The sequence below is a fragment of the Bradyrhizobium zhanjiangense genome, assembly GCF_004114935.1.
In the GTDB taxonomy this organism is placed as follows: Bacteria; Pseudomonadota; Alphaproteobacteria; order Rhizobiales; family Xanthobacteraceae; genus Bradyrhizobium; species Bradyrhizobium zhanjiangense.
In genome coordinates, this window is the sequence record NZ_CP022221.1 from 4714162 (window position 1) to 4740038 (window position 25877).

Annotated in this window: 27 protein-coding genes; 20 read left to right on the forward strand and 7 right to left on the reverse strand. The window is 64.4% G+C overall.

Annotated elements, in window-relative coordinates; all coding sequences use genetic code 11:
• The first annotated feature begins 74 nt into the window (after positions 1-74).
• Positions 75-458, forward strand: coding sequence for a preprotein translocase subunit SecG (secG, locus tag XH85_RS22505; protein ID WP_128933523.1), 384 nt, complete (start codon positions 75-77; stop codon positions 456-458).
• Between the two features lie 166 nt (positions 459-624).
• Positions 625-2256: a CTP synthase gene (locus XH85_RS22510; RefSeq protein WP_128933524.1), complete on the forward strand. Its 1632-nt coding sequence runs from the start codon at positions 625-627 to the stop codon at positions 2254-2256.
• Here the strand turns inward: XH85_RS22510 and XH85_RS22515 are convergent.
• From XH85_RS22515 to XH85_RS22525, 3 genes are all read right to left on the reverse strand, one after another.
• Complete coding sequence (locus tag XH85_RS22515) at positions 2223-2885, reverse strand: class I SAM-dependent methyltransferase (RefSeq protein WP_164940409.1); 663 nt, start codon at positions 2883-2885, stop codon at positions 2223-2225. The genes XH85_RS22510 and XH85_RS22515 overlap by 34 nt on opposite strands.
• Positions 2886-2986: 101 nt before the next feature.
• On the reverse strand, positions 2987-4363 hold the full coding sequence (locus XH85_RS22520; RefSeq protein ID WP_128933526.1) for a sensor histidine kinase: 1377 nt from the start codon (positions 4361-4363) through the stop codon (positions 2987-2989).
• The gene (locus XH85_RS22525; protein ID WP_128933527.1) at positions 4360-5034 is read right to left on the reverse strand and encodes a response regulator transcription factor; all 675 of its coding nucleotides are present in this window, start codon (positions 5032-5034) and stop codon (positions 4360-4362) included. Before XH85_RS22525 ends, XH85_RS22520 begins: the two co-directional genes overlap by 4 nt.
• Positions 5035-5231: 197 nt before the next feature.
• Here XH85_RS22525 and XH85_RS22530 point away from each other — a divergent pair, with 197 nt between their 5' ends.
• From XH85_RS22530 to XH85_RS22540, 3 genes are all read left to right on the forward strand, one after another.
• Entirely contained in the window at positions 5232-5558 is a 327-nt protein-coding gene (locus tag XH85_RS22530; protein ID WP_128933528.1) for an NIPSNAP family protein, read from the forward strand.
• A gap of 117 nt (positions 5559-5675) precedes the next feature.
• Entirely contained in the window at positions 5676-6539 is an 864-nt protein-coding gene (kdsA, locus tag XH85_RS22535) for a 3-deoxy-8-phosphooctulonate synthase (protein ID WP_128933529.1), read from the forward strand.
• Positions 6539-7747 carry an MFS transporter gene (locus XH85_RS22540; protein WP_128933530.1) on the forward strand — a complete coding sequence of 403 codons (1209 nt, stop codon included), beginning with the start codon at positions 6539-6541 and terminating at the stop codon, positions 7745-7747. The genes kdsA and XH85_RS22540 overlap by 1 nt, the downstream gene beginning before the upstream one ends.
• Positions 7748-7787: 40 nt before the next feature.
• Here the strand turns inward: XH85_RS22540 and queF are convergent, their stop codons facing one another.
• Positions 7788-8240: a preQ(1) synthase gene (queF, locus tag XH85_RS22545; RefSeq protein WP_164940410.1), complete on the reverse strand. Its 453-nt coding sequence runs from the start codon at positions 8238-8240 to the stop codon at positions 7788-7790.
• 51 nt (positions 8241-8291) lie between these two features.
• Positions 8292-9269, reverse strand: coding sequence for a Vgb family protein (locus XH85_RS22550; protein ID WP_128933532.1), 978 nt, complete (start codon positions 9267-9269; stop codon positions 8292-8294).
• Between the two features lie 174 nt (positions 9270-9443).
• Between XH85_RS22550 and eno the strand changes: the two genes are divergently transcribed.
• Together eno and XH85_RS22560 are read left to right on the forward strand one after the other, a co-directional pair.
• Positions 9444-10727, forward strand: coding sequence for a phosphopyruvate hydratase (gene eno, locus XH85_RS22555; RefSeq protein ID WP_128933533.1), 1284 nt, complete (start codon positions 9444-9446; stop codon positions 10725-10727).
• Between the two features lie 43 nt (positions 10728-10770).
• Positions 10771-11907: a zinc-binding dehydrogenase gene (locus XH85_RS22560; RefSeq protein WP_091885673.1), complete on the forward strand. Its 1137-nt coding sequence runs from the start codon at positions 10771-10773 to the stop codon at positions 11905-11907.
• A 29-nt stretch (positions 11908-11936) separates the two neighbouring features.
• Here the strand turns inward: XH85_RS22560 and XH85_RS22565 are convergent, their stop codons facing one another.
• The gene (locus XH85_RS22565; RefSeq protein WP_128933534.1) at positions 11937-12674 is read right to left on the reverse strand and encodes an SDR family oxidoreductase; all 738 of its coding nucleotides are present in this window, start codon (positions 12672-12674) and stop codon (positions 11937-11939) included.
• Between the two features lie 98 nt (positions 12675-12772).
• Between XH85_RS22565 and XH85_RS22570 the strand changes: the two genes are divergently transcribed.
• The 6 genes from XH85_RS22570 to adh all read left to right on the forward strand — a co-directional run bounded on the left by XH85_RS22570 (position 12773) and on the right by adh (position 19110).
• Positions 12773-13741, forward strand: coding sequence for an AraC family transcriptional regulator (locus XH85_RS22570; protein ID WP_164940411.1), 969 nt, complete (start codon positions 12773-12775; stop codon positions 13739-13741).
• Positions 13742-13855: 114 nt separating this feature from the next.
• A complete protein-coding gene (locus tag XH85_RS22575; RefSeq protein WP_128933535.1) occupies positions 13856-14854 on the forward strand; it encodes an MBL fold metallo-hydrolase in 999 nt (332 codons plus the stop codon).
• A gap of 217 nt (positions 14855-15071) precedes the next feature.
• Positions 15072-15623 carry an NADPH-dependent FMN reductase gene (locus XH85_RS22580; protein ID WP_128933536.1) on the forward strand — a complete coding sequence of 184 codons (552 nt, stop codon included), beginning with the start codon at positions 15072-15074 and terminating at the stop codon, positions 15621-15623.
• Between the two features lie 207 nt (positions 15624-15830).
• Positions 15831-16148 carry an FtsB family cell division protein gene (locus tag XH85_RS22585; RefSeq protein ID WP_008567889.1) on the forward strand — a complete coding sequence of 106 codons (318 nt, stop codon included), beginning with the start codon at positions 15831-15833 and terminating at the stop codon, positions 16146-16148.
• A gap of 212 nt (positions 16149-16360) precedes the next feature.
• Positions 16361-17320: a GAF domain-containing protein gene (locus XH85_RS22590; RefSeq protein ID WP_164940412.1), complete on the forward strand. Its 960-nt coding sequence runs from the start codon at positions 16361-16363 to the stop codon at positions 17318-17320.
• A gap of 272 nt (positions 17321-17592) precedes the next feature.
• Positions 17593-19110, forward strand: a complete 1518-nt coding sequence (gene adh / locus XH85_RS22600) for an aldehyde dehydrogenase (RefSeq protein ID WP_128933539.1) — start codon at positions 17593-17595, stop codon at positions 19108-19110.
• Positions 19111-19175: 65 nt separating this feature from the next.
• Here adh and XH85_RS45265 read toward each other — a convergent pair whose 3' ends face one another.
• A complete protein-coding gene (locus XH85_RS45265; protein ID WP_164934894.1) occupies positions 19176-19325 on the reverse strand; it encodes a hypothetical protein in 150 nt (49 codons plus the stop codon).
• 54 nt (positions 19326-19379) lie between these two features.
• Between XH85_RS45265 and pdhA the strand changes: the two genes are divergently transcribed.
• From pdhA to lpdA, 7 genes are all read left to right on the forward strand, one after another.
• Positions 19380-20402: a pyruvate dehydrogenase (acetyl-transferring) E1 component subunit alpha gene (gene pdhA, locus XH85_RS22605; RefSeq protein ID WP_128933540.1), complete on the forward strand. Its 1023-nt coding sequence runs from the start codon at positions 19380-19382 to the stop codon at positions 20400-20402.
• A 29-nt stretch (positions 20403-20431) separates the two neighbouring features.
• A complete protein-coding gene (locus tag XH85_RS22610) occupies positions 20432-21823 on the forward strand; it encodes a pyruvate dehydrogenase complex E1 component subunit beta (protein WP_128933541.1) in 1392 nt (463 codons plus the stop codon).
• Between the two features lie 3 nt (positions 21824-21826).
• Complete coding sequence (locus tag XH85_RS22615) at positions 21827-22129, forward strand: DUF5076 domain-containing protein (RefSeq protein WP_027559362.1); 303 nt, start codon at positions 21827-21829, stop codon at positions 22127-22129.
• A gap of 1 nt (position 22130) precedes the next feature.
• The gene (locus XH85_RS22620) at positions 22131-22583 is read left to right on the forward strand and encodes a nucleoside deaminase (RefSeq protein WP_128933542.1); all 453 of its coding nucleotides are present in this window, start codon (positions 22131-22133) and stop codon (positions 22581-22583) included.
• A gap of 62 nt (positions 22584-22645) precedes the next feature.
• Complete coding sequence (locus tag XH85_RS22625; RefSeq protein WP_128933543.1) at positions 22646-23989, forward strand: pyruvate dehydrogenase complex dihydrolipoamide acetyltransferase; 1344 nt, start codon at positions 22646-22648, stop codon at positions 23987-23989.
• A 22-nt stretch (positions 23990-24011) separates the two neighbouring features.
• The gene (locus tag XH85_RS22630) at positions 24012-24245 is read left to right on the forward strand and encodes a hypothetical protein (protein ID WP_128933544.1); all 234 of its coding nucleotides are present in this window, start codon (positions 24012-24014) and stop codon (positions 24243-24245) included.
• 17 nt (positions 24246-24262) lie between these two features.
• Positions 24263-25684, forward strand: a complete 1422-nt coding sequence (lpdA, locus tag XH85_RS22635) for a dihydrolipoyl dehydrogenase (protein WP_128933545.1) — start codon at positions 24263-24265, stop codon at positions 25682-25684.
• The last annotated feature ends 193 nt before the right edge of the window (positions 25685-25877 follow it).

Below are 25877 nucleotides of genomic sequence, written 5' to 3' on the forward strand. Positions count from 1 at the left end.
GCGCAACTTCAGGAAAACCCGCGAAGCGCGATCGGCCGCCGTCAGGCGCCGCCCGCTTGTGACGGAAGGATACTATGCAGACCGTTGTCATCGTCATCCACCTCATGATCGTCGCCGTCATGATCGGCGCCGTCCTGCTCCAGAAGTCGGAAGGCGGCGGCCTCGGCATGGGGGGAGGCGCGGGCTTCATGTCGAGCCGCGGCACGGCGAACCTTTTGACGCGGACCACTGCGGTTTTGGCCGTTGGCTTCTTCCTCACCAGCCTGTTCCTGTCCTGGTACGCCGGCTACGACCGCAAGCCGTCGTCGATCATCGGCCAGCCGTCGCAGACCCAGCCGGCCGGCGGGGCGCCGATCGCGCCGCCGACCTCAGGCGGCATCCTGGATTCGCTGAAGAAGGCCGACGAGCAGCAGCAGAACCAGGCGCCCGCCGGTCCGCAGGTGCCGCGCTCGCAATAAAGCAGGGGGGCCATGCAGGGCGGCTTCTACCGTCCTGCAGCAAAAATCCCCATCAAGGCACTGTCACCACTTTCAGTTCTGGATCACCCACAGGCCCGCAGAATCTTTGGGGCGGAATACGAATCGCTTTGGCGAATCGAATTCGAGGGATTAGAGGTTAAGTCCCATGGCGCGGTACATATTCATCACCGGCGGCGTGGTTTCTTCGCTCGGCAAGGGTCTGGCTTCGGCGGCACTCGGTGCGCTGTTGCAAGCCCGGGGCTACAAGGTCCGCCTCCGCAAGCTCGACCCCTATCTCAACCTCGATCCCGGAACGATGTCGCCGTATCAGCACGGCGAAGTGTTCGTGACCGATGACGGCGCGGAGACCGATCTCGATCTCGGTCACTACGAGCGCTTCACCGGCAGGCCGGCGACCAAGGCCGACAACATCACCACGGGGCGCATCTACCAGGACATCATCTCCAAGGAGCGCCGCGGCGATTATCTCGGCGCGACCATCCAGGTGGTTCCGCACGTCACCAACGCCATCAAGGAATTCGTCCTCGACGGCAATGACGATTACGACTTCGTGCTGGTCGAGATCGGCGGCACCGTCGGCGACATCGAGGGCCTGCCGTTCTTCGAGGCGATCCGCCAGCTCAAGAACGAGCTGCCGCGCGATCACGCCGTCTACATCCATCTGACGCTGCTGCCCTACATCCCCAGCGCCGGCGAGCTCAAGACCAAGCCGACGCAACACTCGGTGAAGGAGCTGCGCTCGATCGGCATCCAGCCGGACATCCTGCTCTGCCGCACCGACCGCGCGATCCCGAAAGAGGAGCGGCGCAAGCTGGGGCTGTTCTGCAACGTGCGTGAAAGCGCCGTGATCGAGGCGCGCGACGTCGACAACATCTACGCTGTCCCTGAGGCCTATCACAATGCGGGCCTCGACGATGAAGTGCTCGCCGCCTTCGGCATCGGCTCGCGGATTCCGCCGGAGCTGCGGAGCTGGCAAGAGATCAACGAGCGCGTGCGCAATCCCGAAGGCAACGTCACCATCGCCATCGTCGGCAAGTACACCGGCATGAAAGATGCGTATAAGTCGCTGATCGAGGCGCTGTCGCATGGCGGCATCGCCAACAAGGTGAAGGTCAATCTCGACTGGATCGAGAGCGAGATCTTCGAGAAGGAAGATCCGGCGCCGTTCCTCGAGCACGTCAACGGCATCCTGGTGCCCGGCGGCTTCGGCCAGCGCGGCGCGGAGGGAAAGATCAAGGCGGCGCAGTTCGCGCGCGAGCGCGACGTGCCGTATTTCGGCATCTGTTTCGGCATGCAGATGGCTGTGATCGAGGCCGCGCGAAACCTCGTCGGCATCGAGGACGCCAACTCCACCGAGTTCGGTCCGACCAAGGAGCCCCTGGTCGGCCTGATGACGGAATGGCTGCGCGGCAACGAGCTCGAGAAGCGCTCGCAGGCCGGCGATCTCGGCGGCACGATGCGGCTCGGGGCCTATCCGGCAACGCTCAATCGTGGCAGCCGCGTCTCAGAGGTCTATGGCGGCGCGACGGAAATCTCCGAGCGCCACCGCCATCGCTACGAGGTCAACACGGCCTACAAGGACCGCCTCGAGCAGCACGGTCTGAAATTCTCAGGGTTGTCGCCCGACGGCGTGCTGCCGGAGATCGTCGAGTACGAGGATCATCCGTGGTTCATCGGCGTCCAGTTCCACCCCGAGCTGAAGTCGCGGCCCTTCGAGCCGCACCCGCTGTTCGCGTCCTTCATTCAGGCGGCGATGGTGCAGAGCCGGCTGGTTTGATCATCTAGCTTGATCGGCCGTGAAGCCTCTGGCGACGAATGCGATCCCGTGACGACCTTGATCCGCGGCCGCCGCGTCAGCCTGTAGACGGCAGCGGGTGGCACGTTCAGCATCGCCCGATCCACCAGCTTGGCGCGCAGGCCCAGCCGGTCGAGCACCGGGCGCGGCACCGGGCAGCTCATGCCATAGGTGAACTGATAGAACGCGCCGCCCGGGCGGATGTAGCTGAATGCGCCACTGACGATCGAGACGACCTTGCGCATTGACATGTTGAGCAGCGGCAATCCGCTGATCACGGCGCCGACCGGCGCGCCTTCATAAAGGCGATGCGTGGTGAGCCGGGCAGCATCCATCCACAACACGCGAGCCCCGGGAAAGCGCATCTGCAGCAGCTTCATGAAATCGGAGCCGTACTCGACCAGCGTGAGGTCTTCCTGGCGCACGCCGCGCTTCAAAAGCTTGTAGGTGAATGCGCCGGTGCCGGGGCCGAGCTCGAGGATCGGGCCAGTCGATGCGTCGATCTCGCGCGTGATGAGATCGGCCAGTGCCGCGCTCGACGGCGCGATCGCTCCGACCTGACGCGGGGCAGACATCCAGGCGAGGAAGAACGAGAGGAAATCGTTGGGCATGCGCACTCCGGTATTTTGCTTCGCGCCTCGCAAATCAGAGGCGGCTCGCAATCTCACGGGAATGCATTGCGACAGCATTGCGGAGGCGATGCGGACCAAGATCAATTGGCGCGAATCAGCGGCAATGTGATCCGGAAGCATGCGCCGCCGTTCGCTCCATCCAGCACCGAGACGTGGCCGCGATGCAGCTGCACGATCTCGCGAACCATGTTGAGGCCGAGGCCGGCACCGCGATCGAGCGGCGTGAGCCGATAGAACGGCTCGAAGATCAGCTCGTGTTGATCGGGCGGAATGCCCGCGCCCTCGTCGGTGACTTCGATGCATGCGGGCTCGCTGACGCGGATGCCGATCGTGCCGCGGCGCGGGCCGTGCTGGATGGCATTCTGCACGAGGTTGGTCAGCGCGCGTTCGAGCGCGGCCGTGTCGCCGAGTGTCTCGATCGGTGTTTCCGGTGCGTCGAGCGCCAGCTCGTAACCCGCAGCGATGGCAAGCGGGGCAAGCTCGGCGGCGACACCCTGGGCGATTGCGACGAGGTCGACCCGCGCGAAAGGATGTCCGCAACAGTCGAGTCGCTGGATGTCGAGCAATTGCTCGGCGAGCGTAGCGAGCCGCGCGGCATCCTCGATCAGGCGGGTTTTGTCGGGTCCCGGCGGAAGTGACTCCAGACGCGTGTTCAGGATCGCGATCGGCGTGCGCAGTTCGTGTGCGGCATCGGCGACGAAGCGCTTGTGGCGGGCATAGCCTTCGTCGAGCCGCGCCAGCGCGTCGTTGATCGCGGTCACGAGCGGCACGACCTCCAGCGGAATGTAATCCGCCGACAACCGCGCGCCGCGCTGGTGAATATCGATCCGCCGCGCCTGGTCCGCGGTCGTATCCAGTCCCCTGAACGCGCGCCGCAAGATCACCGGTGTTGCGATGAATGTCGCGGTCCCCATCAACAGCAGGCCGGGAAGTGCGATGCCGAGCAACACGAGCGACGTCGTGAACACGGCCTTGGCACTGGTCAGTTTTCCCTGCGTCGCCGTGATGACCTGCACATTGCCGGCCCCGGTGTCGATGCGCTTCAGCCGTGCCGGCGGCTTGCGCGGATCGTCCTCGAAGAGCTGCCAGCCGAGCCGCGCCTGGCTGATCTGGTCGAGGGCGCCGCCGATGGCGGCGAATTCGCCCGGGACGGGCCCCTCACTGAGGGAATGCCCCTGCCTGTCGCGAACCAGCAACCAGAGGTCGGGGGTCTCTGCGCGCAACTGTTTCAGCTCGTCGGTCGGTCGCAGTGTGAGGCCACCCTGGGCATCGCGCGCGAGCGCATGCTGCACGATGTCGATTACGCGGTCCTCGTCCCGCTGGGTCAGCACGAAGCCCGAGGCGCAGAGCGCGCCGACGACGATGGCGACGAGAGCGACGAGCAGCGCGGCCTGCAGTGAAAGCAGCCGCCAGCTCAGCCGCGAGCGCAGGCAGTATGGGTCGTCGTGCCGGCTCACGGCAGCTTCTTCAGGAGATAGCCGACGCCGCGGATGCCGTGGATCTCCACGCGCGCATCGGCCTCGGACAGTTTGCGGCGCAGCCGCGACACGTGCGTATCGAGCGCATTCGACTGGATCTCGTCGTCGAAACTGTAGACGGCTTCTTCCAGCGCCGAGCGCAGCACCGTCCGGCCCATGCGGCGGACCAGGGCTTCCAGCACCAGAAGCTCGCGCCGCGGCAGCTCGAGCGGAGCCCCGCCGACGGTTGCCTCGCGATGGCCGAAGTCGAAGGCGAGGCGGCCGGCGCGCATGATGTCGGGCTGCAGCCGGCCGGGCCGGCGCAGCACGGCGCGCAGACGCGCCAGCAATTCCTCCACCGCGAACGGTTTTGCCAGATAGTCATCCGCCCCTCTGTCGAGTCCGGCGACCCGGTCGGCGAGTTCGCCGCGCGCCGTCAACACGATGATCGGCACGCCGTCGGCGCGCGCCCTCAGTTTCGGGATCAAAGCGAGACCGTCGCCATCGGGAAGCTGGCGATCGAGCAGGACGGCGGCGTGGACATCGGCAGAAATGGCCTCTTCGGCCTCGGCGAGCGAGGAGGCATGGTCCACCACCATGTCGTAGCGCTTCAGCGCCGACGCCAGTGCATCAGCCATTTCGGCCTCGTCCTCGACGAGTAAAATCCGCATGATCGGCCACCTCAACCTCAACCGCGCCATTCTAGCGGCCGCATCATTGCGGCAGCATTGCGGGAACCAGTTGCGGCGGAGTGGCCCCGATTGACCTCAAGCCATGCGCAGAACGCCACAGGGGCAACCGGGCGGGGCTCGCGACACCGTCGGGACCAGCCGCTATAACCGCCGGACCTGTTCAGGGAGGAACATGAATGATCTACGAAATGCGCCAGTATCGCTGCGTGCCCGGCCGCCTGCCGGCACTGCTCAAGCGGTTCGAGACCGCCACGCTGAAAATTTGGGAGAAGCACGGCATCAAGCAGGCCGGGTTCTTCACCACGCTGATCGGTGAATCCAACCAGGAGCTGACCTATTTCCTGGCCTGGGAGTCGCTCGCCGAGCGCGAGACGAAGTGGGGCAAGTTCATTGCCGATCCCGACTGGATGAAAGCGCGCGCCGAGAGCGAAGCCGACGGCCAGATCGTCGCCAACATCGTCAGCCAGATCCTGGCGCCGACCGCCTTCTCAGTGGTCAAGTAGCGATCCCTCGCGTGGCGAGGAACCCTGGCGCAACCCTGATATTCTGTCCGCCCTGGCCGAATAGGGTTGATCCGACCCTCATCACGGCTATGGTCGCGCCGAAACGAGGGATTTGCCTTGAGCTCTTCGACGTCAGCGGCGCCGGTCGTCACCATTGGCACGGTCAAATTCGGCAATGACCTGCCGATCTCGGTCATTGCCGGGCCATGCCAGCTCGAGAGCCGCCAGCATGCGCTGGAGGTGGCTTCCGCGCTGAAGGAGATCGCGGCGCGGCTGAACATCGGCCTCGTCTACAAGACCTCGTTCGACAAGGCCAACCGCACCAGCGCATCCGCGGCGCGCGGGCTGGGCCTCGCGCAGTCGCTACCGATCTTCGCGGAGATCCGCTCCTCGCTCGGTTTGCCCGTGCTGACCGACGTGCACGAGGCCACGCAATGCGCCGAGGTGGCGCAGGCCGTCGACGTCTTGCAGATACCCGCCTTCCTGTGCCGGCAGACCGATCTCCTTCTCGCTGCGGCCGCGACCGGAAGGGTCGTGAACGTCAAGAAGGGCCAGTTCCTGGCGCCCTGGGACATGGCCAATGTCGTCACCAAGATCACCAGCGCGAACAATCCCAACGTGCTCGTCACCGAGCGCGGCGCCTCCTTCGGCTACAACACGCTGGTCTCCGACATGCGCGCGCTGACGATCCTGGCGCGCACCACCGGCGCCCCTGTCATCTTCGATGCCACCCATTCGGTGCAGCAGCCGGGCGGGAAGGGGACGTCGTCGGGCGGCGAGCGCGAATTCGTGCCGGTGCTGGCACGCGCGGCTGTAGCCGTTGGCGTGGCTGGCGTTTTCATCGAGACCCATCCCGATCCTGATCGCGCGCCCTCCGATGGCCCCAACATGGTGCCGCTGCGCCAGTTCGAGGGGTTGATCGCTAGACTGATGGCGTTCGACGCGCTCGCCAAAGAATCTGCCAAAACCGGCCCGCGCTGATGCAGCACGGCGAGGCGCGGCCGCACGATCACGGCTTGCCGACAGCGCTCTACGTCATATCAGGCGCAAGCTTCGCCGCAGCGCTCTCGGCACGCGCGCTCGATCCGGTGCTGCCGCATGTCGCCGAGGACTTTGGCGTCAGCATCGCGACCGCCGCGGGTTTTGCCGCGGTGTTCGCCTTCACCTTCTCGATCATCCAGCCCATAATTGGCGCTGCCGCCGATCTGTTCGGCAAGACGCGGCTGATGATCGGCTGCCTCGCGCTGCTCGGCCTTGCCAACATCCTCGGCGCGCTCTCGACCTCGTTCTCGGTTTTGTTTGCGACCCGCATTCTCGCCGGCATCGGCTCCGGCGGCGTGTTTCCGGTGGCGCTGAGCCTGACCAGCGATCTCGTTGGGCCCGAGAAACGCCAAGTCGCGATCAGCCGCACGCTCGCCGGCGCGATGACCGGCAATCTGCTCGGCGCCTCGGCCTCCGGGCTGATCGGCGATTTTCTCGGCTGGCGCGGCGTGCTCGCAGTGCTCGGCGTGCTCGTGATCGCCGCCTCGATCGCGGTTGCCGCCGGCTTTCATGGCGCCAAGGTCAAGCATCCGCCGAAGACGAGCCTGTCGGCGCTGAAGGCCGGCTATCGCACCATCTTCACCAATCCGAACGCCTATGTCTGCTACTCGGCCGTGTTCATCGAGGGCTGTTGCGTGCTCGGCCTGTTTCCCTACATCGCCTCGTTCTTGTTCGAGCTCGGGCAGACCTCGCTCTCGATCGCCGGTATCGTCATCGCGGGCTTTGCGGTCGGCGGCTTGTTCTACACACTGACGGTGTCGCGCCTGCTGCCGTGGCTAGGCATGAAGGGCATGATGATCGCGGGCATGACGTTGGTTGCCTCACAGCTCATTGCCGTCGCCTTCGGGCCACGCTGGGAGGTGCAGGCCCTGAATCTCATCGTGATGGGATGGGGGTTCTACATCGCCCACGGCTGTCTGCAGGTCTTCGCCAGCGAACTCTCGGTCGAGGCACGCGCCACCGCGCTGTCGCTGCATTCGTTCTTCTTCTTCATGGGGCAGATCGTGGGGCCGCTCGCCTATGGCTTCGGCCTCCAGCACGCCGGCAAGATGCCGACCCTGTTCGCGAGCGCCGTGATCATGGTGGTGCTGGGCTTCGTTTGCGCGAAGCTGCTTAAGCCGCGGGCGCCGTCAGACGCTCGGGCCTGAGCACGTCGGTCAATGCCGCGCCAAGTGGGACAACAGCGAGCTATCCCCGCCCGCGATAGGGCGCGACGCCTTGCTCCGGCGCCCACAGGCCCTTCGGCACACGGCCGGTCTGCCAGAACACGTCGATCGGGATGCCGCCGCGCGGATACCAGTAGCCGCCGATGCGCAGCCATTTCGGCTTGATCTCGCTCGCGATACGCTTGCCGATCATCACGGTGCAGTCCTCGTGGAAGGCGCCGTGATTGCGGAAGCTCGCGATGTAAAGTTTCAGCGATTTCGACTCCAGCAGCCACGCACCCGGCGCGTAGTCGATCACCAGATGCGCGAAATCCGGCTGTCCCGTGACCGGGCAGAGTGAGGTGAATTCCGGCACGGTGAAGCGCACCAGGTAGTCGGTGCCCTTTTGCGGGTTGGGCACGCGGTCGAGCTGGGCTTCTTCCGGTGTGTGCGGCCACTCGACCGCGCGGCCGAGCTGGAGGGATTTCTTCGCCATCGTCGTCACATCCTGTTTCGGATGCCGGGATGGACGCAAATGGCGCGGCCGTCAACCGGCCGCGATCGTCTGGATCATGACGATCCGGTCGTTGCCGGACTCGCAACCCCACAGCTCGCCCGGCCTGCCGTCGAGCTGGCGCACATTGGCATTGGCTTTGTCGCTGGCGAAGACGTTGAAGCGCTCGGTCGTGGGATCGAAACGGACGATGGCGTTGGCGGAGAAATCGCTCAGCCAGACCTTGTCCTTGTCGTCGACATAGACCGCGTAGGCGCGGGGACGTTCGCCCGGCAGCTTCCACGTCTTCCACGAGCCGTCGGCGGGATCGTGCACTGAGACATGCCCGCTATTCCACTCGCTGACCCAGATCCGGCTCTTTGAATCCGACCAGACGCGCCGTGAGCCCGCATTCGGTGTCGGCGGCTGCACGACGCGGGCATTGCCGTTTGCAAGATCGACTTTGGCGATGTAGCTGCCGGCGAGGGAGGCGTACCAGATGTCGCCCTTGGGCGTGACGGTGATGCCGTAGGGCCCGATGCCTTTTGGTGCCTTGAAGACCGTCATCTCGCCCGACTTCGGCGTGAGCCGGCCGTAATAGCCGGACTGGCCGGTGAACCAATACGTGCCGGCCTTATCGAACACGCCGGTGTTGAGATTGGCGGAGGCGAACTTTTCCGGCAGGCGGAACAGCGTGACCTTGAGATCGCCGGGGTCGACCCGCGCGATCGCGTTCTGGCCGCCTTCGGTGATCCATGGCGCGCCGTCGGGGCCGATTGTCACGCCATGCGGGGCGGCGCCCTGGCCGAGGCTGACCGTCTTGAAGGTGCCATCCTTTGGATCGAGTCTGCCGAGCAGGCCCTTGCCTTGCGCCGTGAACCACACGGTGCCGTCAGGAGCGGGCGTGAGATCGTGCAGGCCGATGCCGGGGCTGATCGGGAAGTATTTTGTCCGGAACGGGCCTTCCTGCGCAAAACTTGGGCGGATGGCGAGGAGGGCTGCGCTCGAGGCAAGAAACTGGCGGCGATTCATGGCGTTACCCCGACTGTCTAGGATTGAGGATGGACGCGCGGAGCAGATGTCGTCGAGCATAATCTGAGGTTCTTCACGCGTCAGTCGAAGCGGCTCGTCCAAGCGTTCACATTTGCTTGCGGCCCGTGTAAGACCCGCGACACCGATCAGCCCTAACGAACGGAAGTGCACATCATGACCGCCATCATCGACATCATCGGCCGCGAAATCCTCGATAGCCGGGGTAATCCCACCGTCGAGGTCGATGTCGTGCTGGAAGACGGCGCGCTCGGCCGCGCCGCGGTGCCGTCGGGGGCCTCGACCGGCGCCCATGAGGCGGTGGAACTGCGCGACGGTGACAAGGCCCGCTATCTCGGCAAGGGCGTCTCCAAGGCAGTCAGCGCCGTCAATGGCGAGATCTTCGAGGCCCTGAGCGGCCTTGACGTCGAACAGCAGGCCCAGATCGATCAGATCATGATCGACCTCGACGGTACGCCGAACAAGAGCCGGCTGGGCGCCAACGCGATCCTCGGTGTGTCGCTGGCCTGCGCCAAGGCGGCCGCGAACTCGCTCGACATGCCGCTCTATCGTTATGTCGGCGGCACCTCGGCGCGGCTCCTGCCGGTGCCGATGATGAACATCATCAATGGCGGCGTGCATGCCGACAACCCGATCGACTTCCAGGAATTCATGATCCTGCCGGTCGGCGCGTCGAGCTTTGCCGAGGGCCTGCGCTACGGCGCGGAAGTCTTCCACACGCTGAAGTCCGAGCTGAAGAAGGCCGGCCACAACACCAATGTCGGCGACGAGGGCGGCTTCGCCCCGAACCTGCCGTCAGCGGACGCGGCGCTCGACTTCGTCATGAACGCGATCGGCAAGGCCGGCTTCAAGGCGGGCACCGACATCGTGCTCGGCCTCGACTGCGCCTCGACCGAGTTCTTTAGGGACGGCAAGTACGTCTATGAAGGCGAGGGCAAGTCCCGCTCGATCTCCGAGCAGGCCAAGTACCTTGCGGACCTCGTCGCGCGCTATCCGATCGTGACGATCGAGGATGGCATGTCGGAAGACGACATGGACGGCTGGAAGGAGCTCACCGACCTCATCGGCAAGAAGTGCCAGCTCGTCGGCGACGATCTCTTCGTCACCAACGTCAAGCGCCTCGCCGAAGGCATCAAAGCGGGCCGAGCCAACTCGATCCTGATCAAGGTCAACCAGATCGGCACGCTGACCGAGACGCTCGCCGCCGTCGAGATGGCGCACAAGGCCGGCTACACCTCCGTGATGTCGCACCGCTCGGGCGAGACCGAGGATTCCACCATCGCCGACCTCGCGGTTGCCACCAATTGCGGTCAGATCAAGACCGGCTCCCTTGCGCGGTCCGACCGCACCGCCAAATACAACCAGCTCCTGCGCATCGAGCAGCAGCTCGGCAAGCAGGCGCTCTATGGCGGCAAGGCGGCACTGAAGGCGCTGGCATAAGCCGGCGCTTCGACTCGCGAAAAGAGGACAGGGGAGGATCGACATGAGCGACGGCAAGACCGGACTGCAGCTGCGTTCGCTGCTGAAGAAGAGCGGCGAGCTGGAATTGTCCCTCGTGAATGTCCCGACACCGGAGCCGGCCGACGATGAGGTCGTGGTTCGCGTCGAAGCCACGCCGATCAACCCCTCCGACCTCGGGCTCTTGATCGGGGCCGCCGACATGTCGGCGGCTCAGGCTTCCGGCACGAAGGACGCACCGGTCATCACCGCGAAAATGCCTGAGGGCGCGATGCGGATGATGGCGGCCAGGTTCGATCAGTCATTGCCGGTCGGCAACGAAGGCGCCGGCACGGTGATCCGGACCGGATCATCGGACGCGGCGAAGGCGCTGATGGGCAAGACGGTGTCGATGATCGGCGGCGCGATGTACACGCAGTATCGCGTGCTGAAGGTCCGCGACGTCATGGAGCTGCCGGCAGGCACCACGGCGGCCGACGGTGCCTCCTGGTTCGTCAATCCGCTGACCGCGCTCGGCATGACCGAGACGATGCGCCGCGAGAACCACAAGGCGCTGGTGCACACGGCCGCCGCCTCCAATCTCGGCCAGATGCTCAACAAGATCTGCATCAAGGACGGCATCGGTCTCGTCAACATCGTGCGCAGCAAGGAGCAGGCCGACATCCTGCACAAGATCGGCGCCAAGCATGTCGTGGATTCCAGCGCGGCGAGCTTCATGGACGACCTCACCAACGCGCTGGTCGAGACCGGCGCCACGATTGCCTTCGACGCCATCGGCGGCGGCAAGCTGGCGAGCCAGATCCTGACCGCCATGGAGATCGCGGCCAACAAGACCGCGAAGGAATACAGCCGCTACGGCTCCAACGTCTACAAGCAGGTCTATATCTACGGCAGCCTCGATACGCGCCCGACCGAGCTGAACCGCTCATTTGGCCTGAGCTGGGGCGTCGGCGGCTGGCTGCTCACGCCATTCCTCCAGAAGATCGGTCCGGCCGAGATCGGTCGCCTGCGCCAGCGCGTCGCGTCCGAGCTCAAGACCACCTTCGCCAGCCACTACACCAAGGTGGTCTCGCTTGCGGAGGCGCTCGACCCTGCCAACATCGCAGTGTACGCCAAACGGGCCACCGGCGAAAAATTCCTCATCAACCCGAATAAGTCGTGACGCGCAACGGCGTCCAGGCCTGATCGAATTTATGCCTGAGCCGTGGGGCGAATGACGATCTCGCCGACGTCCACGCTATCCGGCTGCGCAATCGCGAAGGCCATCGCCTCCGCGATTGCGCTCGCCGGAATGGCCATCGCCTTCATGCCTGCTTGCCCTTGCTCCCGCAACGCGGAATCCGTCATGGAGGACGGCAGTTCGGTGTCGACATAACCGGGTGAGATGGTCGTCACCCGAAGTGAGGGGCCGGCCTCCTGACGAAGCCCTTCGGAAATCGCCCTGACGGCATTCTTCGATCCCGCGTAGACCGCCATGGTCGGAACGATCTTGATGCCGGCGGTCGACAGGGTGTTGATGAAATGACCGAAGCCCTGACGTCGGAAGACGGGCAGGGCGGCGGCGATTCCGTAGAGCACGCCTTTCACATTCACGTCGATCATGTCGTCCCAGTCGTCGACCCTCAGGTCGTCGAGGCGGGAAATCGGGGCAATCCCCGCATTGTTGATCAGGACGTCCAGCTTCCCGTATCGGTCCGTGGCAAGTCCGACGAGCCTGGCGACATCCTCGCGTTGCCTGACGTCGGTGACGAGGTACGACGCCTTTCCGCCCTTTGAGGCGATGCTCGCGGCCAGAATCTGCAGCCGGTCGGCGCGCCGTGCGCCGAGGATCATGATGGCGCCACGTTCTGCGAGATGCCGGGCGGCGGCTTCGCCAATTCCGCTGCTGGCGCCCGTGATGGCGATGACCTTGCCTGCGATGCCTGTCATAGATGTTCCACGCAATTCGTTGCGAGATGAACTTCGCATCGGAATCGAGGTTGATCTATGCTCGAAGTGCTCGAAAATCGTCGAGATCGGATCAAGGCTTGGACAAACCCTCGGATAGGCACAAGACCCCGGACCCGCTGTCTCAGGTCTTCTCGCTCCTGAACGTTCGCGCTGCGCGTTGCACGAGGTTCGAGGCGGGCGGCAATTGGTCGTATCGGTTCCCGGCCAAACCCGCCCTTAAGTTCGGCGCGGTCATCCGAGGTGATTGCTGGATCGATTTCGGCGACGAAGCCCATCATCGGCTTGTCTCCGGCGACTGCTTTCTTCTGGCCAATGCACCAGCCTATGTTCTGGCCAACGACCAACGCCTTGCTCCCGAAGACGGTATAGCGGCGTTCGATTGGACGCAGTCGGATGTCGCGCGTCACGCGGGCCGCGATACCGTTCTGCTTGCCGGCAGTTTCGGTTTCGAAGCGTCGGACGCCGGATTGCTGCTCGATGCGCTCCCTCGCTTTCTGCTCATACCGTCGCGCAGTCCGTCCGCAGCCGTCATTCATTCCACGCTCGAGATTCTCGACCTTGAAATCAGGGGGACGGGAATCGGAGCGGCCGTACTCACCGACAGGCTTGCCGACGTCCTGCTCGTCCAGGTGCTCCGCGCGGCGCTGGATCAGGATGCCGGCGAGGGTTTGGGATGGATCAACGCACTGGTCGACGCCAGGATCGGCAAGGCCATCAGGCTGATGCACGAAGACGCCGCTCACCCCTGGACCCTGGAAGCATTGTCCGAAGCGATCGCCATGTCGCGATCCGCGTTTTCGAAGCGGTTCAAGTCCCTGGTGGGGCTGGCGCCGCTCGACTACCTGCTTCGATGGCGAATGCGACTTGCACGCGATCTTCTTCGACGTGGAGCGACCGTTTCGGCAACGGCCGCGCAGCTTGGATACTCGTCGGAGAGCGCCTTCGGACACGCCTTCAAGCGAGTCTACGGCAATGCACCGAAGCGATACTGGCGCAGACAGGCGATCGCCGAAAAATTCCCCATCAACCCGAATAAATTATCGTGATGTGCGACGGCACGTCACCGGAAGAAGGGACTTGCCTTCTGAGCGAAGCGGGGGATTATTCCCGCCGCCGTTGAAAGCGGAAAAACCGCAAGGCGTTCAGAAGGGGACCTCTGCATGACCGACCTCAATCGCCGTCACCTGCTCGCAGGTGCCGCCGCCCTCAGTGCGGCCGCCGTTACCGGGCTTGGACCGACCACCGCCAATGCCTCAGTGCCGCCGGCTGGGACGCAGGCGCCGGGCTTCTACCGCTACAAGGTCGGCAGCTACGAGTGCACCTCGATCAACGACGGTGCGCGCACCTTCCCGATGCCGGAGAAGTTCGTCGTCAACATACCGAAGGATGAGGCGCTGGCCGCGGGCGAGGCGGCCTACATGCCGAAGGGCATGGTCACGGTGCCGTTCAATCCGCAGCTCATCAACACCGGCTCCAAGCTCGTGCTGATCGATACCGGCAACGGCGTCGCCAATCTCGAGCCGAGCAAGGGCGCTGTCGGCCGCACCCTGCAAAACCTTGGCGCCGCTGGCGTCGATCCCAAGAACATCGATGTCGTGCTACTGTCGCATCTGCATCCCGATCACACCAACGGCCTCCGTCTCGCCGATGGCGCGCTCGCCTTCCCGAATGCGGAGATCATGGTGCCGGGCAAAGACTGGGAGTTCTGGACCAGCGAGGACAACGCCGCCAAGGCCGAGTCCAACCCGATGATGAAGAACTATTTCGCCAACGTGAAGAAGACCTTTGCCGGCCTCGAATCCAAGGTCACCAAGTACGAGTGGGGCAAGGAGGTCGCGCCCGGCATCACCTCGATCGCGACGCCGGGCCACACGCCCGGCCACACCTCGTTCGCGGTCGCATCGGGCGATGCCAAGGTGCTGATCCAGTCCGATGTCACCAACATTCCCGAATTCTTCCTGCGCAATCCGGACTGGCATGTGATGTTCGACTATGATGCCGCGATGGCGCAAGCGACCCGTCACAAATTCTATGACATGGCTGCGGCCGAGAAGGCGACCGTGATCGGCTTCCACTTCACCTTCCCGTCGGTCGGGCATGTCGTGAAGGACGGCGCCAAATATCGCCTCATTCCGTCGGCGTGGAATCCGACGATCTGATCGGAGTTAGCCGTTTGGGCGAGAGATCGGGCCGCCGCTTGGCGGCCCGAATGTTTTGGCCAACAGCCAAAGGGCGCGATGTCGCCCCGGAGAAGCCAAGGGGTACGTTCGAGAAACGCAGCGTTTCCAAATCGAGCCGGTTCATGCACTTGCATCCATCGGTCCGGATCGCTTAAGTGCGCTCCCGGCACTCCCGCTCAAGTTCGAAGGACATTCCATGGCCTACAATATCGTCGTAATCGCCGGCAGCGTGCGCAAGGCCGGCTTTTCGCTCAAGATCGCCAATGCGCTCGCCAAGCTCGCACCTAGCTCGCTCAAGCTCGAGGTGATCACGCCGGCGGGCATCTCGTTCTTCAACCAGGACCTCGAGGGCGCGCCACCCGCGGACTGGCTGGCGTTCCGCGATAAGCTTCAGAAGTCGGACGGCGTCATCTTCGTCACGCCCGAATACAACCGCTCCATCCCTGGCGCGCTGAAGAACGCCATCGACGTCGCCTCGCGGCCCTATGGCAAGAGCTCGCTCAATGGCAAGCCGGTCGGCATCATCTCCAATTCGCCGGGCCCGCTCGGCGGGGTCAGCGCGGCCAAGCATTTGCAAACCATCCTGCCTGGTATTAGCGGCCCGATCATGCAACAGCCGGAGACCTATCTGAACGCCATTGGCGACGCCTTTGATGCCGAGGGCAATCCGGTCAAGGAGTCGCTGAAGCCTGTGCTCCAGGCCTATATCGACGCTTTCGCCGCCCACGTCGCGAAGCATCACGGCTGAGGCCGAATACCCCGCGGCGACACCGGAAGTCCTCATCCTGAGAGGAGGCCCGCTAGCGCCGTCTCGAAGGATGGCCGCGGGCGAGATCCGGGCCTTCATGGTTCGAGATGGTCGCTGCGCGGCCTCCTCACCATGAGGGTCTCGAAGTGCGTGGCGCGGGCCGGGCGCATTAGTACTCCCTTAACCAACCTGTCCCATCTTCCCAAGATGGTCTCGCGCGCGCGCCTGAAATCGATCCTGACCGGTCTTGCCCTCTATGCGATGGCGGCGGCCATCGTCGGCTATTTCGGCGTCAACGCCTACACCGGCAAATACGGCCTCAACGCCCGCCAGGAACTGGACCAGGAGATCATCGCGCTGACCAGCGAGCTGGCACAGCTCAAGCGCGAGCGCGCCAGGAGCGAGCAGCGCGTCTCGTTGCTACGCACGTCCAGGATCGATCCTGATATGCTGGACGAGCGGGCGCGCTACCAGCTCGACTATGTCAATCCGCACGATCTCGTTCGGATGATCCCGGCGAAATAGCGTTTTCGCTGCATTCGAAACCGGCAACGAAAGCGGCTGCCGATCGCCGCCAATTCAGCCCTCGACTGTACCGAAAGTCGTAGGCCAAGAAGTGGTCGGCTGCCTTGACGGCGCCACAGCAGGGGGCTCATGCCTCGCAATCGCCCAAGATTGACGCAGATCAACCGAGCCGTGCCGGTACTGCCTAGACTGCCTTCCGGAGGAAACAAGTGATGAATGGGTCAATGCCCCCGCATCACGCGGCCCGCGTCGAGGCCGCTATCGCGTCAGGCCAGGCGGCCCGGTCCGCGCTCGTGGCCTCGTGGCGCCGTTCGTCCCGATTGCATCATCTCGATCCCGCCGGGCGCAGCTCACCGATGCGGCTCACCGAAGCCGAGCTGGATCAGGCCCGCGAGCGCATCGCGCCGCTGCTGGCAGCCGCACAAGGTGCGATGGACCGGCTGTATCAGGCCGTCGGCGCGAGCGGCTGTTGCGTGTTGCTCGCGGACGGCGAGGGCGTTCCGGTCGATCGCCGTGGCACGCCGGGGGACGATGCGACGTTTCAATCCTGGGGGCTGTGGACCGGCGCGCTCTGGAGCGAGGAGCACGAGGGCACCAACGGCATCGGCACCTGCCTCGTCGAGCAGCGTCCGCTGACGATCGATCGCGACCAGCACTTCTTCGCCCGCAACACGCTTTTGAGCTGTACCGCCGTTCCAATCTACGATCACGAGGCGGCGCTCGCAGGCGTGCTCGACGTCTCCTCCTGCCGCGCCGACCGCACCGATGCGTTCTCCAGTCTGATCGCGCTGGCGGCGGGCGAGGCGGCCAAGCGTATCGAGGCCGACCTGTTTCGCAGGGCCTTCAGCCATGCCCGCATCGTTCTGACGCAGGGCCCGGACGGTAGTTGCGGCGGCCTCATCGCCGTTGACGCGGACGATCTCGTGATCGGCGCAACCCGCGCTGCCCGGATCGGACTCGGGATCGCCCTCGGCCGGGCACTGCAGCCGGTGCCCGCGGCCGATCTCCTCGGCGGCGACACTGCACACGACCACCTTGCCGGCGGTCAGCGCGCGGTGTTGCAGCGGGCGATGCTCCGCGCGGGTGGCAACGTTTCGGCGGCCGCCAAGGCCCTCGGCGTCAGCCGCGCCACGCTGCATCGGAAGCTGAAGCGGTTCGAGCTGAACCACTGAGCTTTCTATTTCCGTCATTGTGAGCGAAGCGAAGCAATCCAGAATCTTTCCGCGGGGACAGTCTGGATTGCTTCGCTTCGCTCGCAATGACGGTGTGGTAGCTGCAAGTGCTCAATCTTGCGCTGCCTCGCCCACGACTGTCGCAGAACTGCGACAGGTCGGCGCCATCATCGCTCCCGCCCGGGCTGACAGAAAACACCTCCCGCATCATCGTCGGCGCAAGTCGCGACCACGCGACGAATTGCGCGAACAGCAAACATCGGGAGTGATCAATGAACAAGGTGGAATTCCTCAGCGTCACCAAAGTTCCCTTCGCCGAACGCTATGACAATTTCATCGGCGGCAAATTCGTCGCGCCGATCTCGGGCAAATATTTCGACAATGCCTCGCCGGTCACCGGCCAGGTCGTCTGCAAGATCGCGCGCTCCGACGCGCAGGACGTCGAGGCGGCCCTCGATGCGGCGCATGCGGCGAAGGCCGCGTGGGGCCGCACCAGCGTCGCCGAGCGCGCCGCGATCCTGAACCGGATCGCCGACCGCATGGAGGAGAACCTCGAGCGTCTCGCCATCGCCGAGACCTGGGACAATGGCAAGCCGATCCGCGAGACCCGCGCCGCCGACCTGCCGCTCGCCATCGATCACTTCCGCTACTTCGCCGGCGTCGTGCGCGCCCAGGAAGGCTCGATCGGCGAGATCGACCACGACACCATCGCCTATCATTTCCACGAGCCGCTCGGCGTGGTCGGCCAGATCATTCCCTGGAACTTCCCGCTGCTGATGGCCTGCTGGAAGCTTGCGCCCGCGCTGGCCGCCGGCAATTGCGTCGTGCTCAAGCCCGCCGAGCAGACGCCGGCTTCGATCATGGTCTGGGCCGAAATCATCGCCGACATCCTGCCGCCGGGCGTCCTCAACATCGTCAACGGATTTGGCCTGGAAGCCGGCAAGCCGCTCGCTTCCAGCCCGCGCATCGCCAAGATCGCCTTTACCGGCGAGACCACGACGGGCCGGCTGATCATGCAATATGCCAGCCAGAACCTCATTCCCGTCACGCTGGAGCTCGGCGGCAAGTCGCCGAACATCTTCTTCAACGACGTCACCGCGGAAGACGACGACTTCTTCGACAAGGCGATCGAAGGCTTCGTCATGTTCGCGCTGAACCAGGGCGAGGTCTGCACCTGTCCGAGCCGGGCGCTCGTGCATGCGGATATCTATGACCGCTTCATGGAGCGGGCGCTGAAGCGCGTCGCCGCGATCAAGCAGGGCGATCCGCGCGACGCCACCACCATGATCGGCGCGCAGGCCTCGGGCGAGCAGCTGTCCAAGATCCTCTCCTATATCGACATCGGCAAGCAGGAGGGCGCGAAGGTGCTGGCCGGCGGCGGACGTGCCGAGCTTGCGGGCGATCTCGCCGGCGGCTTCTACGTGCAGCCGACCGTGTTCGAGGGCCACAACAAGATGCGGATCTTCCAGGAGGAGATCTTCGGCCCTGTGGTCTCGGTCACGACCTTCAAGACCGACGAGGAGGCGCTCGCGATCGCCAATGACACGCTCTACGGCCTAGGAGCCGGCGTCTGGAGCCGCGATGCCAACCGCTGCTACCGCTTCGGCCGGGCGATCCAGGCCGGCCGGGTCTGGACCAACTGCTACCATGCCTATCCCGCGCATGCGGCCTTCGGCGGCTACAAGCAGTCGGGCGTCGGGCGTGAAACCCACAAGATGATGCTCGACCACTACCAGCAGACCAAGAACCTCCTGGTCAGCTACAGCCCGAAGAAGCTTGGCTTCTTCTGATCGGTCGGCGGAGAGGGCGGCGTCGTTTCGGCGCCGCCCATTCCGAATGTCAGGTCCCGGTCGCCTCAACGCTTCTTGACGCGGTCACGAATCTGCGCGTTCGGCAGCGTTGCATCGATTTGTTGCCCGATCGGCGCCAAAGATTTTCCAATATTACGATCACGTTGCAGTGCGGCATAATGAAAATCGTGCCATGCCGCCGCGGTGCTTTCCAACGGTGTTTGACTTGGGTTAGAGAGGGCGAAAGTTTTCTCTGACCCGGAATTCCCATGGCCGCACCCAAGAAAGCCGCCGCAAGCACTCCACAGGACAAGACCGACGGCGGTTCGCCCCCGGAATTCACCAGGGAGCAGGAGCTCAAGGCGCTCCGCGACATGCTCCTGATCCGGCGCTTCGAGGAGAAGGCTGGCCAGCTCTACGGCATGGGCGCAATCGGCGGCTTCTGCCACCTCTATATCGGCCAGGAGGCCGTGGTGGTTGGCATGCAGATGGCCCTGAAAGAGGGCGATCAGGTCATCACCGGCTATCGCGATCACGGTCACATGCTCGCCACCGGCATGGAGGCCAACGGCGTCATGGCCGAGCTCACGGGTCGCCGCGGCGGCTATTCCAAGGGCAAGGGCGGCTCCATGCACATGTTCAGCAAGGAGAAGCACTTTTACGGCGGCCACGGCATCGTCGGCGCGCAGGTCTCGCTCGGCACGGGTCTCGCCTTCGCCAACCACTATCGCGGCAACGGCAATGTGAGCGTCACCTATTTCGGCGACGGCGCGGCCAATCAGGGCCAGGTCTATGAGAGCTTCAACATGGCGGAGCTCTGGAAACTGCCGGTGATCTTTGTCATTGAGAACAACCGCTACGCCATGGGCACCTCGGTCTCGCGCGCCTCGGCGCAGCAGGATTTTTCCAAGCGCGGCGCGTCCTTCAACATTCCCGGCAAGCAGGTCGACGGTATGGATGTCCGCGCCGTGAAGGCTGCGGGCGAGGAGGCGGCGGCCTGGTGCCGTGCCGGCAAGGGTCCCTACATCCTGGAGATGCAGACGTACCGCTATCGCGGCCACTCGATGTCCGATCCTGCAAAATATCGCACGCGTGAGGAGGTCGAGAAGGTCCGCCACGACCAGGATCCGATCGAGCAGGTGCGTAACCGCCTCTTGGCGGCCAAGGTCACTGAGCAGGATCTGAAGGCGATCGACGCCGAGGTGCGCGATATCGTCAACGCATCCGCCGATTTCGCCCAACATGATCCCGAGCCGGATGCCGCCGAGCTCTGGACCGACGTTTACCGCTGAACGCGCGCAAGCTTTCTTTTGGAGTCGATATGCCAATTCAAGTGCTGATGCCCGCGTTGTCGCCCACGATGGAGAAGGGCAACCTCGCCAAATGGCTGAAGAAAGAAGGCGAGCCGATCAAGTCGGGCGACGTCATCGCCGAGATCGAGACCGACAAGGCGACGATGGAGGTCGAGGCGACCGATGAGGGCACGCTCGGCAAGATCCTGATCCCCGAGGGCACTGCCGATGTTGCGGTGAACACGCCGATCGCGACCATTCTCGCCGACGGCGAGAGCGCCGCCGATCTCGCGAAAGCACCCGCACCGGCCAAGCAGGAGAAGGCTGCGGAGTCCGCTCCGCCCACCGCTGCAAAGGCCGAAGCGCCTCAGCCCAAGGCCGCGCCAGCCGCGCCGCAGGCCGTGGCCGAGCCCGATCCCGAAGTACCCGCCGGCACGGAGATGGTGACGCAGACCATCCGCGAAGCCTTGCGCGACGCCATGGCCGAAGAGATGCGCCGCGACGCCGATGTCTTCGTGATGGGTGAAGAAGTCGCCGAATATCAGGGCGCCTACAAGGTCACCCAGGGCCTGCTCCAGGAGTTCGGCGCCAGGCGGGTCATCGACACCCCGATCACCGAGCACGGTTTTGCCGGCGTCGGCGTCGGTGCCGCGATGACCGGCCTCAAGCCGATCGTCGAGTTCATGACCTTCAACTTCGCCATGCAGGCGATCGACCAGATCATCAACTCCGCGGCCAAGACGCTGTACATGTCCGGCGGTCAGATGGGCTGCTCGATCGTGTTCCGCGGGCCCAACGGCGCGGCTGCGCGCGTCGCCGCCCAGCACAGCCAGGACTATTCGGCCTGGTACTCGCACATTCCCGGTCTCAAGGTGGTCGCGCCGTATTCCGCGGCCGATGCCAAGGGTCTGCTCAAGGCCGCGATCCGCGATCCCAATCCGGTGATCTTCCTCGAGAATGAGGTGCTCTACGGTCACACCGGGCAAGTGCCCAAGCTCGACGATTTCGTGATTCCGATCGGCAAGGCGCGCATCGTGCGCTCCGGCAGCCACGTCACCATCATCTCCTGGTCGAACGGCATGACTTATGCGCTCAAGGCCGCCGACGAGCTCGCCAAGGACGGCATCGAGGCCGAGGTGATCGACCTGCGCACGCTGCGCCCGATGGATACCGAGACCATCATCAACTCGGTCAAGAAGACGGGCCGTGCGGTGACGGTGGAGGAGGGCTGGGCCCAGAGCGGCGTCGGCGCCGAGATCGCCGCGCGCATCATGGAGAATGCCTTCGATTATCTCGACGCGCCGGTTACGCGCGTCTCCGGCAAGGACGTGCCGATGCCCTATGCCGCGAACCTGGAGAAGCTCGCGCTGCCCTCGGCGGCGGAAGTCGTCGAGGCCGCCAAAGCCGTCTGCTACAGGTAGACCATGGCGGGCCCGAAGGAGCAGCCACTGCCGCCCGACGTCATGACCCGCGAGGACGCGGTCGAGATCCTGCGCGTGTTCGTGCTGGACGGCGGGCTATCGATGGCGTTCCAGCGCGCCTTCGAGGAGCCCGACATGTGGGGCCTGCTGCTGGTCGATCTCGCCCGTCATGCTGCGCGCGCCTATGCGCGCGAGAGCGAATACACCGAGGAGGATGCCCTGAACCGGATCCTGGACATGTTCCAGGCCGAGATCGAGCGTCCCACCGACACCGGCACGACGACGCCACGCGGCAAGGGGCACTGACGTGGCGATCGAATCCTATCACTACGATTTCATGCTGGAGGCGATCCGCGAGGCGGAAGCCTCGATCGCGCAAGGTGGCCTGCCGATCGGCGCGGTGCTGACGCGCGACAACAAGATCATCGCCCGCGGCCATAACAACCGCGTGCAGGAGAACAACGTGATCCTGCACGGTGAGATGAGCTGCCTGCGCGAGGCGGGCGCAATCACGTTCCACGACACCGTCATGTACACCACGCTGTCGCCTTGCTCGATGTGCGCCGGCGCGCTGGCGCTGTTCAAGGTCAAGCTGGTGGTGATCGGAGAGTCCGTCACCTTCCCAGGGTCCAAGGACATCCTCGACAAGTTCGGCATCCCCTGGATCGATCTTGCCGACGACCGCTCCATCACCATGATGAAGACGTGGCGTTCCAATCCCGCCAATGAGCGCCTGTGGCAGGGCGACATCGGCAACTAAACCTGGTCTGTTCGTCTTCGCTATCGAAGGCGACGTTTTGAGAAGTTCTTCGTGAGGTCAGCATGCCCATCAACATCCTGATGCCCGCTCTCTCGCCGACAATGGAGAAGGGCAACCTCGCCAAGTGGCTGAAGAAGGAAGGCGACAAGGTCAAATCCGGCGACGTCATCGCCGAGATCGAGACCGACAAGGCGACCATGGAGGTCGAGGCGATCGACGAGGGCACGATCGCCAAGATCCTGGTGCCCGAGGGTACGCAGGACGTCCCGGTCAACGACGTGATCGCGGTGCTGGCCGGCGAGGGCGAGGACGTGAAGGCCGCGGGCGCTGCGAAGCCGACCGCCTCGGCTGCACCGCCAAAGGCCGCTGAGGCACCTGCTGCTGCGCCGGCACCGGCACCTGCTCCGGCCGCACCGAAGGCGGCGCCGGCGCCGGCGGCGCAGGCTGCAGCTCCCGCCGCGCACGGGAACGGCCATGGCGGCCGTGTGTTCTCATCGCCGCTGGCGCGCCGTATCGCTAAGGAAGCCGGCATCGATGTTGCGATGGTCACGGGCACCGGCCCGCACGGCCGCGTGGTCGCGCGCGACGTCGAGCAGGCCAAGTCCGGCAAGGGCCTCAAGGCGCCCGCGGCGGCGCCGTCCGGGGCGCCGGCAATCGCGCCGACCATGTCGGATAAGCAGATCCTGTCGCTGTTCGAGCCTGATACCTACGACATCGTCCCGCATGACGGCATGCGCCGCACCATCGCGCAGCGCCTGACCGCATCGATCCAGAACGTCCCGCACTTCTATCTCACCATCGACTGCGACATCGGCAAGCTGCTGGTCGCGCGCGAGGAGATCAATGCGGCTGCTCCCAAGGACAAGGAGAAGAAGCCGCTTTACAAGATCTCGGTCAACGACTTCGTCATCAAGGCGATGGCGGTCGCGCTGCAGAAAATCCCGAACTGCAACGTCAGCTGGACCGAAAGCGGCATGGTCAAGCACCACCATTCCGACGTCGGCGTTGCCGTCGCGATGCCGGGCGGCTTGATCACGCCGATCATCCGCAAGGCGGAGACCAAGACGCTCTCCACCATCTCCAACGAGATGAAGGATTTTGCCGCGCGCGCCCGCTCGCGCAAGCTGAAGCCTGAGGAATACCAGGGCGGCACCACTGCCGTCTCCAACCTCGGCATGTACGGCATCAGCCACTTCACCGCCGTGATCAATCCGCCGCACGCGACCATTCTGGCCGTGGGCACCAGCGAAGAGCGTCCCGTCGTGCGCGGCGGCAAGATCGAGATCGCGAACATGATGAGCGTGACCTTGTCCTGCGATCACCGCGCCATCGACGGCGCGCTCGGCGCCGAGCTGATCGGTGCGTTCAAGCAGCTGATCGAAAATCCCGTCATGATGATGGTCTGACGCGGCGGCAGAGGGGGCAACCTTGCATGTCCGTACCCGCTGGCCATGGATATCGCTGCTGCTCGGAGCCGTTGTCGCGCTCAATCCGATCGGGCTTGATTTTCTTCAATCCGCCTTCCTGTCGGGAGAGCAACTGTCGCGAAACATCGCTCAACCCATTGTGTTGAGCGCGCTGGCCATTCTGGTCCTGGTCGGGATCATCGAATGGCTGGTCAGGTTTGTTGTCTTCAAGCGCCGCGCCCGCGGCGCTTCTTGAGTTGAACGGGAGCCGCCATGGCCGATACATCCTTCGACGTCATCATCATTGGCTCCGGTCCCGGCGGCTATGTCACCGCGATACGCGCCGCCCAGCTCGGCTTCAAGACGGCGATCGTCGAGAAGTCGTATCTTGGCGGTATCTGCCTGAACTGGGGCTGCATCCCGACCAAGGCGCTGCTGCGTTCGGCCGAGATCTATCACTACATGCAGCACGCCAAGGATTACGGCCTCTCGGCCGAAAAGGTGTCGTTCGATCCGAAAGCCGTGGTGCAGCGCTCGCGTGGCGTCTCGAAGCAGTTGAACACGGGCGTCGGCTTCCTGATGAAGAAGAACAAGGTCAGCGTGATCTGGGGCGCGGCCTCGATCGACGCACCCGGCAAGGTCACCGTGAAAAAGTCCGATGTCGAGGCGCCGAAGGGCTCGCTGGGCGAGGGGACCTACCAGGCCAAGCACATAATCATCGCGACCGGCGCGCGGCCGCGCGTGCTGCCGGGGCTCGAGCCCGACCAGAAGCTGGTCTGGACCTATTTCGAGGCGATGGTGCCGGACCGGATTCCGAAGTCGCTGCTGGTGGTCGGCTCCGGCGCGATCGGCATCGAGTTCGCCTCGTTCTTCCACACCATGGGCTCTGACGTCACCGTGGTCGAGGTGCTGCCGCAGATCCTTCCCGTGGAGGACGCGGAGATCGCAGGGCTCGCGCGGAAACGCTTTGAGAAGATGGGCATGAAAATCATGTCCTCGACCAAAGTCACAAAACTCGAGAAGAAGGCCCATAGCGTCGTCGCCACCATTGACGACGGCAAGGGCAAGCCTGTCACGACCGAGTTCGAGCGGGTGATCTCGGCGATCGGCGTCGTCGGCAACATCGAGAATCTCGGCCTCGAAAAGCTCGGCGTCAAAACCGACCGCGGCATCATCGTGGCCGACGGCCACGGCAAGACCAATGTCCCCGGGATCTACGCCATCGGCGACGTCGCTGGTCCCCCGATGCTCGCGCACAAGGCCGAGCATGAGGGTGTGATCTGCGTCGAGGCGATCAAGGGCCTCAATCCGCACCCCATGGACAAGAACATGATCCCGGGCTGCACCTATTGTCATCCGCAGGTCGCCTCGGTCGGTCTCACCGAAGCCAAGGCCAAGGAGAATGGCCGCGAGATCCGAGTCGGCCGCTTCCCCTTCGTCGGCAACGGCAAGGCGATCGCGCTCGGCGAGGACCAGGGTCTGGTCAAGGTGATCTTCGACAAGAAGACCGGCCAGCTTCTCGGCGCTCACATGGTCGGCGCTGAAGTCACCGAACTGATCCAGGGCTATGTCGTCGCCATGAATCTGGAGACCACGGAAGAAGAACTGATGCACACCGTGTTCCCGCATCCGACGCTGTCGGAGATGATGAAGGAAGCCGTGCTGGATGCTTATGGACGGGTGCTGAATATTTGACGGGCTGGGCTTCGCGTCTCTCGGCTCCGTCATCCTGAGGTGCGAGGCCAGCGGTGCAGAGCACCGTTGGGCGAGCCTCGAAGGATGAACGGCTGAGATGCAGCAGCCGGGCTCGTCGCCCTTCGAGGCTCTCCATCCGGCGCGTGGCGCCGCATGGAGAGCACCTCAGGGTGACGGGTCTGATAGAGAAATA

Coding starts and splice junctions, on each gene's coding strand:
- secG (WP_128933523.1), top strand. CDS start 75: ATGCAGACCGTTGTCATCGTCATCCACCTCATGATCGTCGCCGTCATG.
- XH85_RS22510 (WP_128933524.1), top strand. CDS start 625: ATGGCGCGGTACATATTCATCACCGGCGGCGTGGTTTCTTCGCTCGGC.
- XH85_RS22515 (WP_164940409.1), bottom strand. CDS start 2,885: ATGCCCAACGATTTCCTCTCGTTCTTCCTCGCCTGGATGTCTGCCCCG.
- XH85_RS22525 (WP_128933527.1), bottom strand. CDS start 5,034: ATGCGGATTTTACTCGTCGAGGACGAGGCCGAAATGGCTGATGCACTG.
- XH85_RS22530 (WP_128933528.1), top strand. CDS start 5,232: ATGATCTACGAAATGCGCCAGTATCGCTGCGTGCCCGGCCGCCTGCCG.
- XH85_RS22540 (WP_128933530.1), top strand. CDS start 6,539: ATGCAGCACGGCGAGGCGCGGCCGCACGATCACGGCTTGCCGACAGCG.
- queF (WP_164940410.1), bottom strand. CDS start 8,240: ATGGCGAAGAAATCCCTCCAGCTCGGCCGCGCGGTCGAGTGGCCGCAC.
- XH85_RS22550 (WP_128933532.1), bottom strand. CDS start 9,269: ATGAATCGCCGCCAGTTTCTTGCCTCGAGCGCAGCCCTCCTCGCCATC.
- eno (WP_128933533.1), top strand. CDS start 9,444: ATGACCGCCATCATCGACATCATCGGCCGCGAAATCCTCGATAGCCGG.
- XH85_RS22560 (WP_091885673.1), top strand. CDS start 10,771: ATGAGCGACGGCAAGACCGGACTGCAGCTGCGTTCGCTGCTGAAGAAG.
- XH85_RS22565 (WP_128933534.1), bottom strand. CDS start 12,674: ATGACAGGCATCGCAGGCAAGGTCATCGCCATCACGGGCGCCAGCAGC.
- XH85_RS22575 (WP_128933535.1), top strand. CDS start 13,856: ATGACCGACCTCAATCGCCGTCACCTGCTCGCAGGTGCCGCCGCCCTC.
- XH85_RS22580 (WP_128933536.1), top strand. CDS start 15,072: ATGGCCTACAATATCGTCGTAATCGCCGGCAGCGTGCGCAAGGCCGGC.
- XH85_RS22585 (WP_008567889.1), top strand. CDS start 15,831: ATGGTCTCGCGCGCGCGCCTGAAATCGATCCTGACCGGTCTTGCCCTC.
- XH85_RS22590 (WP_164940412.1), top strand. CDS start 16,361: ATGAATGGGTCAATGCCCCCGCATCACGCGGCCCGCGTCGAGGCCGCT.
- adh (WP_128933539.1), top strand. CDS start 17,593: ATGAACAAGGTGGAATTCCTCAGCGTCACCAAAGTTCCCTTCGCCGAA.
- pdhA (WP_128933540.1), top strand. CDS start 19,380: ATGGCCGCACCCAAGAAAGCCGCCGCAAGCACTCCACAGGACAAGACC.
- XH85_RS22610 (WP_128933541.1), top strand. CDS start 20,432: ATGCCAATTCAAGTGCTGATGCCCGCGTTGTCGCCCACGATGGAGAAG.
- XH85_RS22615 (WP_027559362.1), top strand. CDS start 21,827: ATGGCGGGCCCGAAGGAGCAGCCACTGCCGCCCGACGTCATGACCCGC.
- XH85_RS22625 (WP_128933543.1), top strand. CDS start 22,646: ATGCCCATCAACATCCTGATGCCCGCTCTCTCGCCGACAATGGAGAAG.
- lpdA (WP_128933545.1), top strand. CDS start 24,263: ATGGCCGATACATCCTTCGACGTCATCATCATTGGCTCCGGTCCCGGC.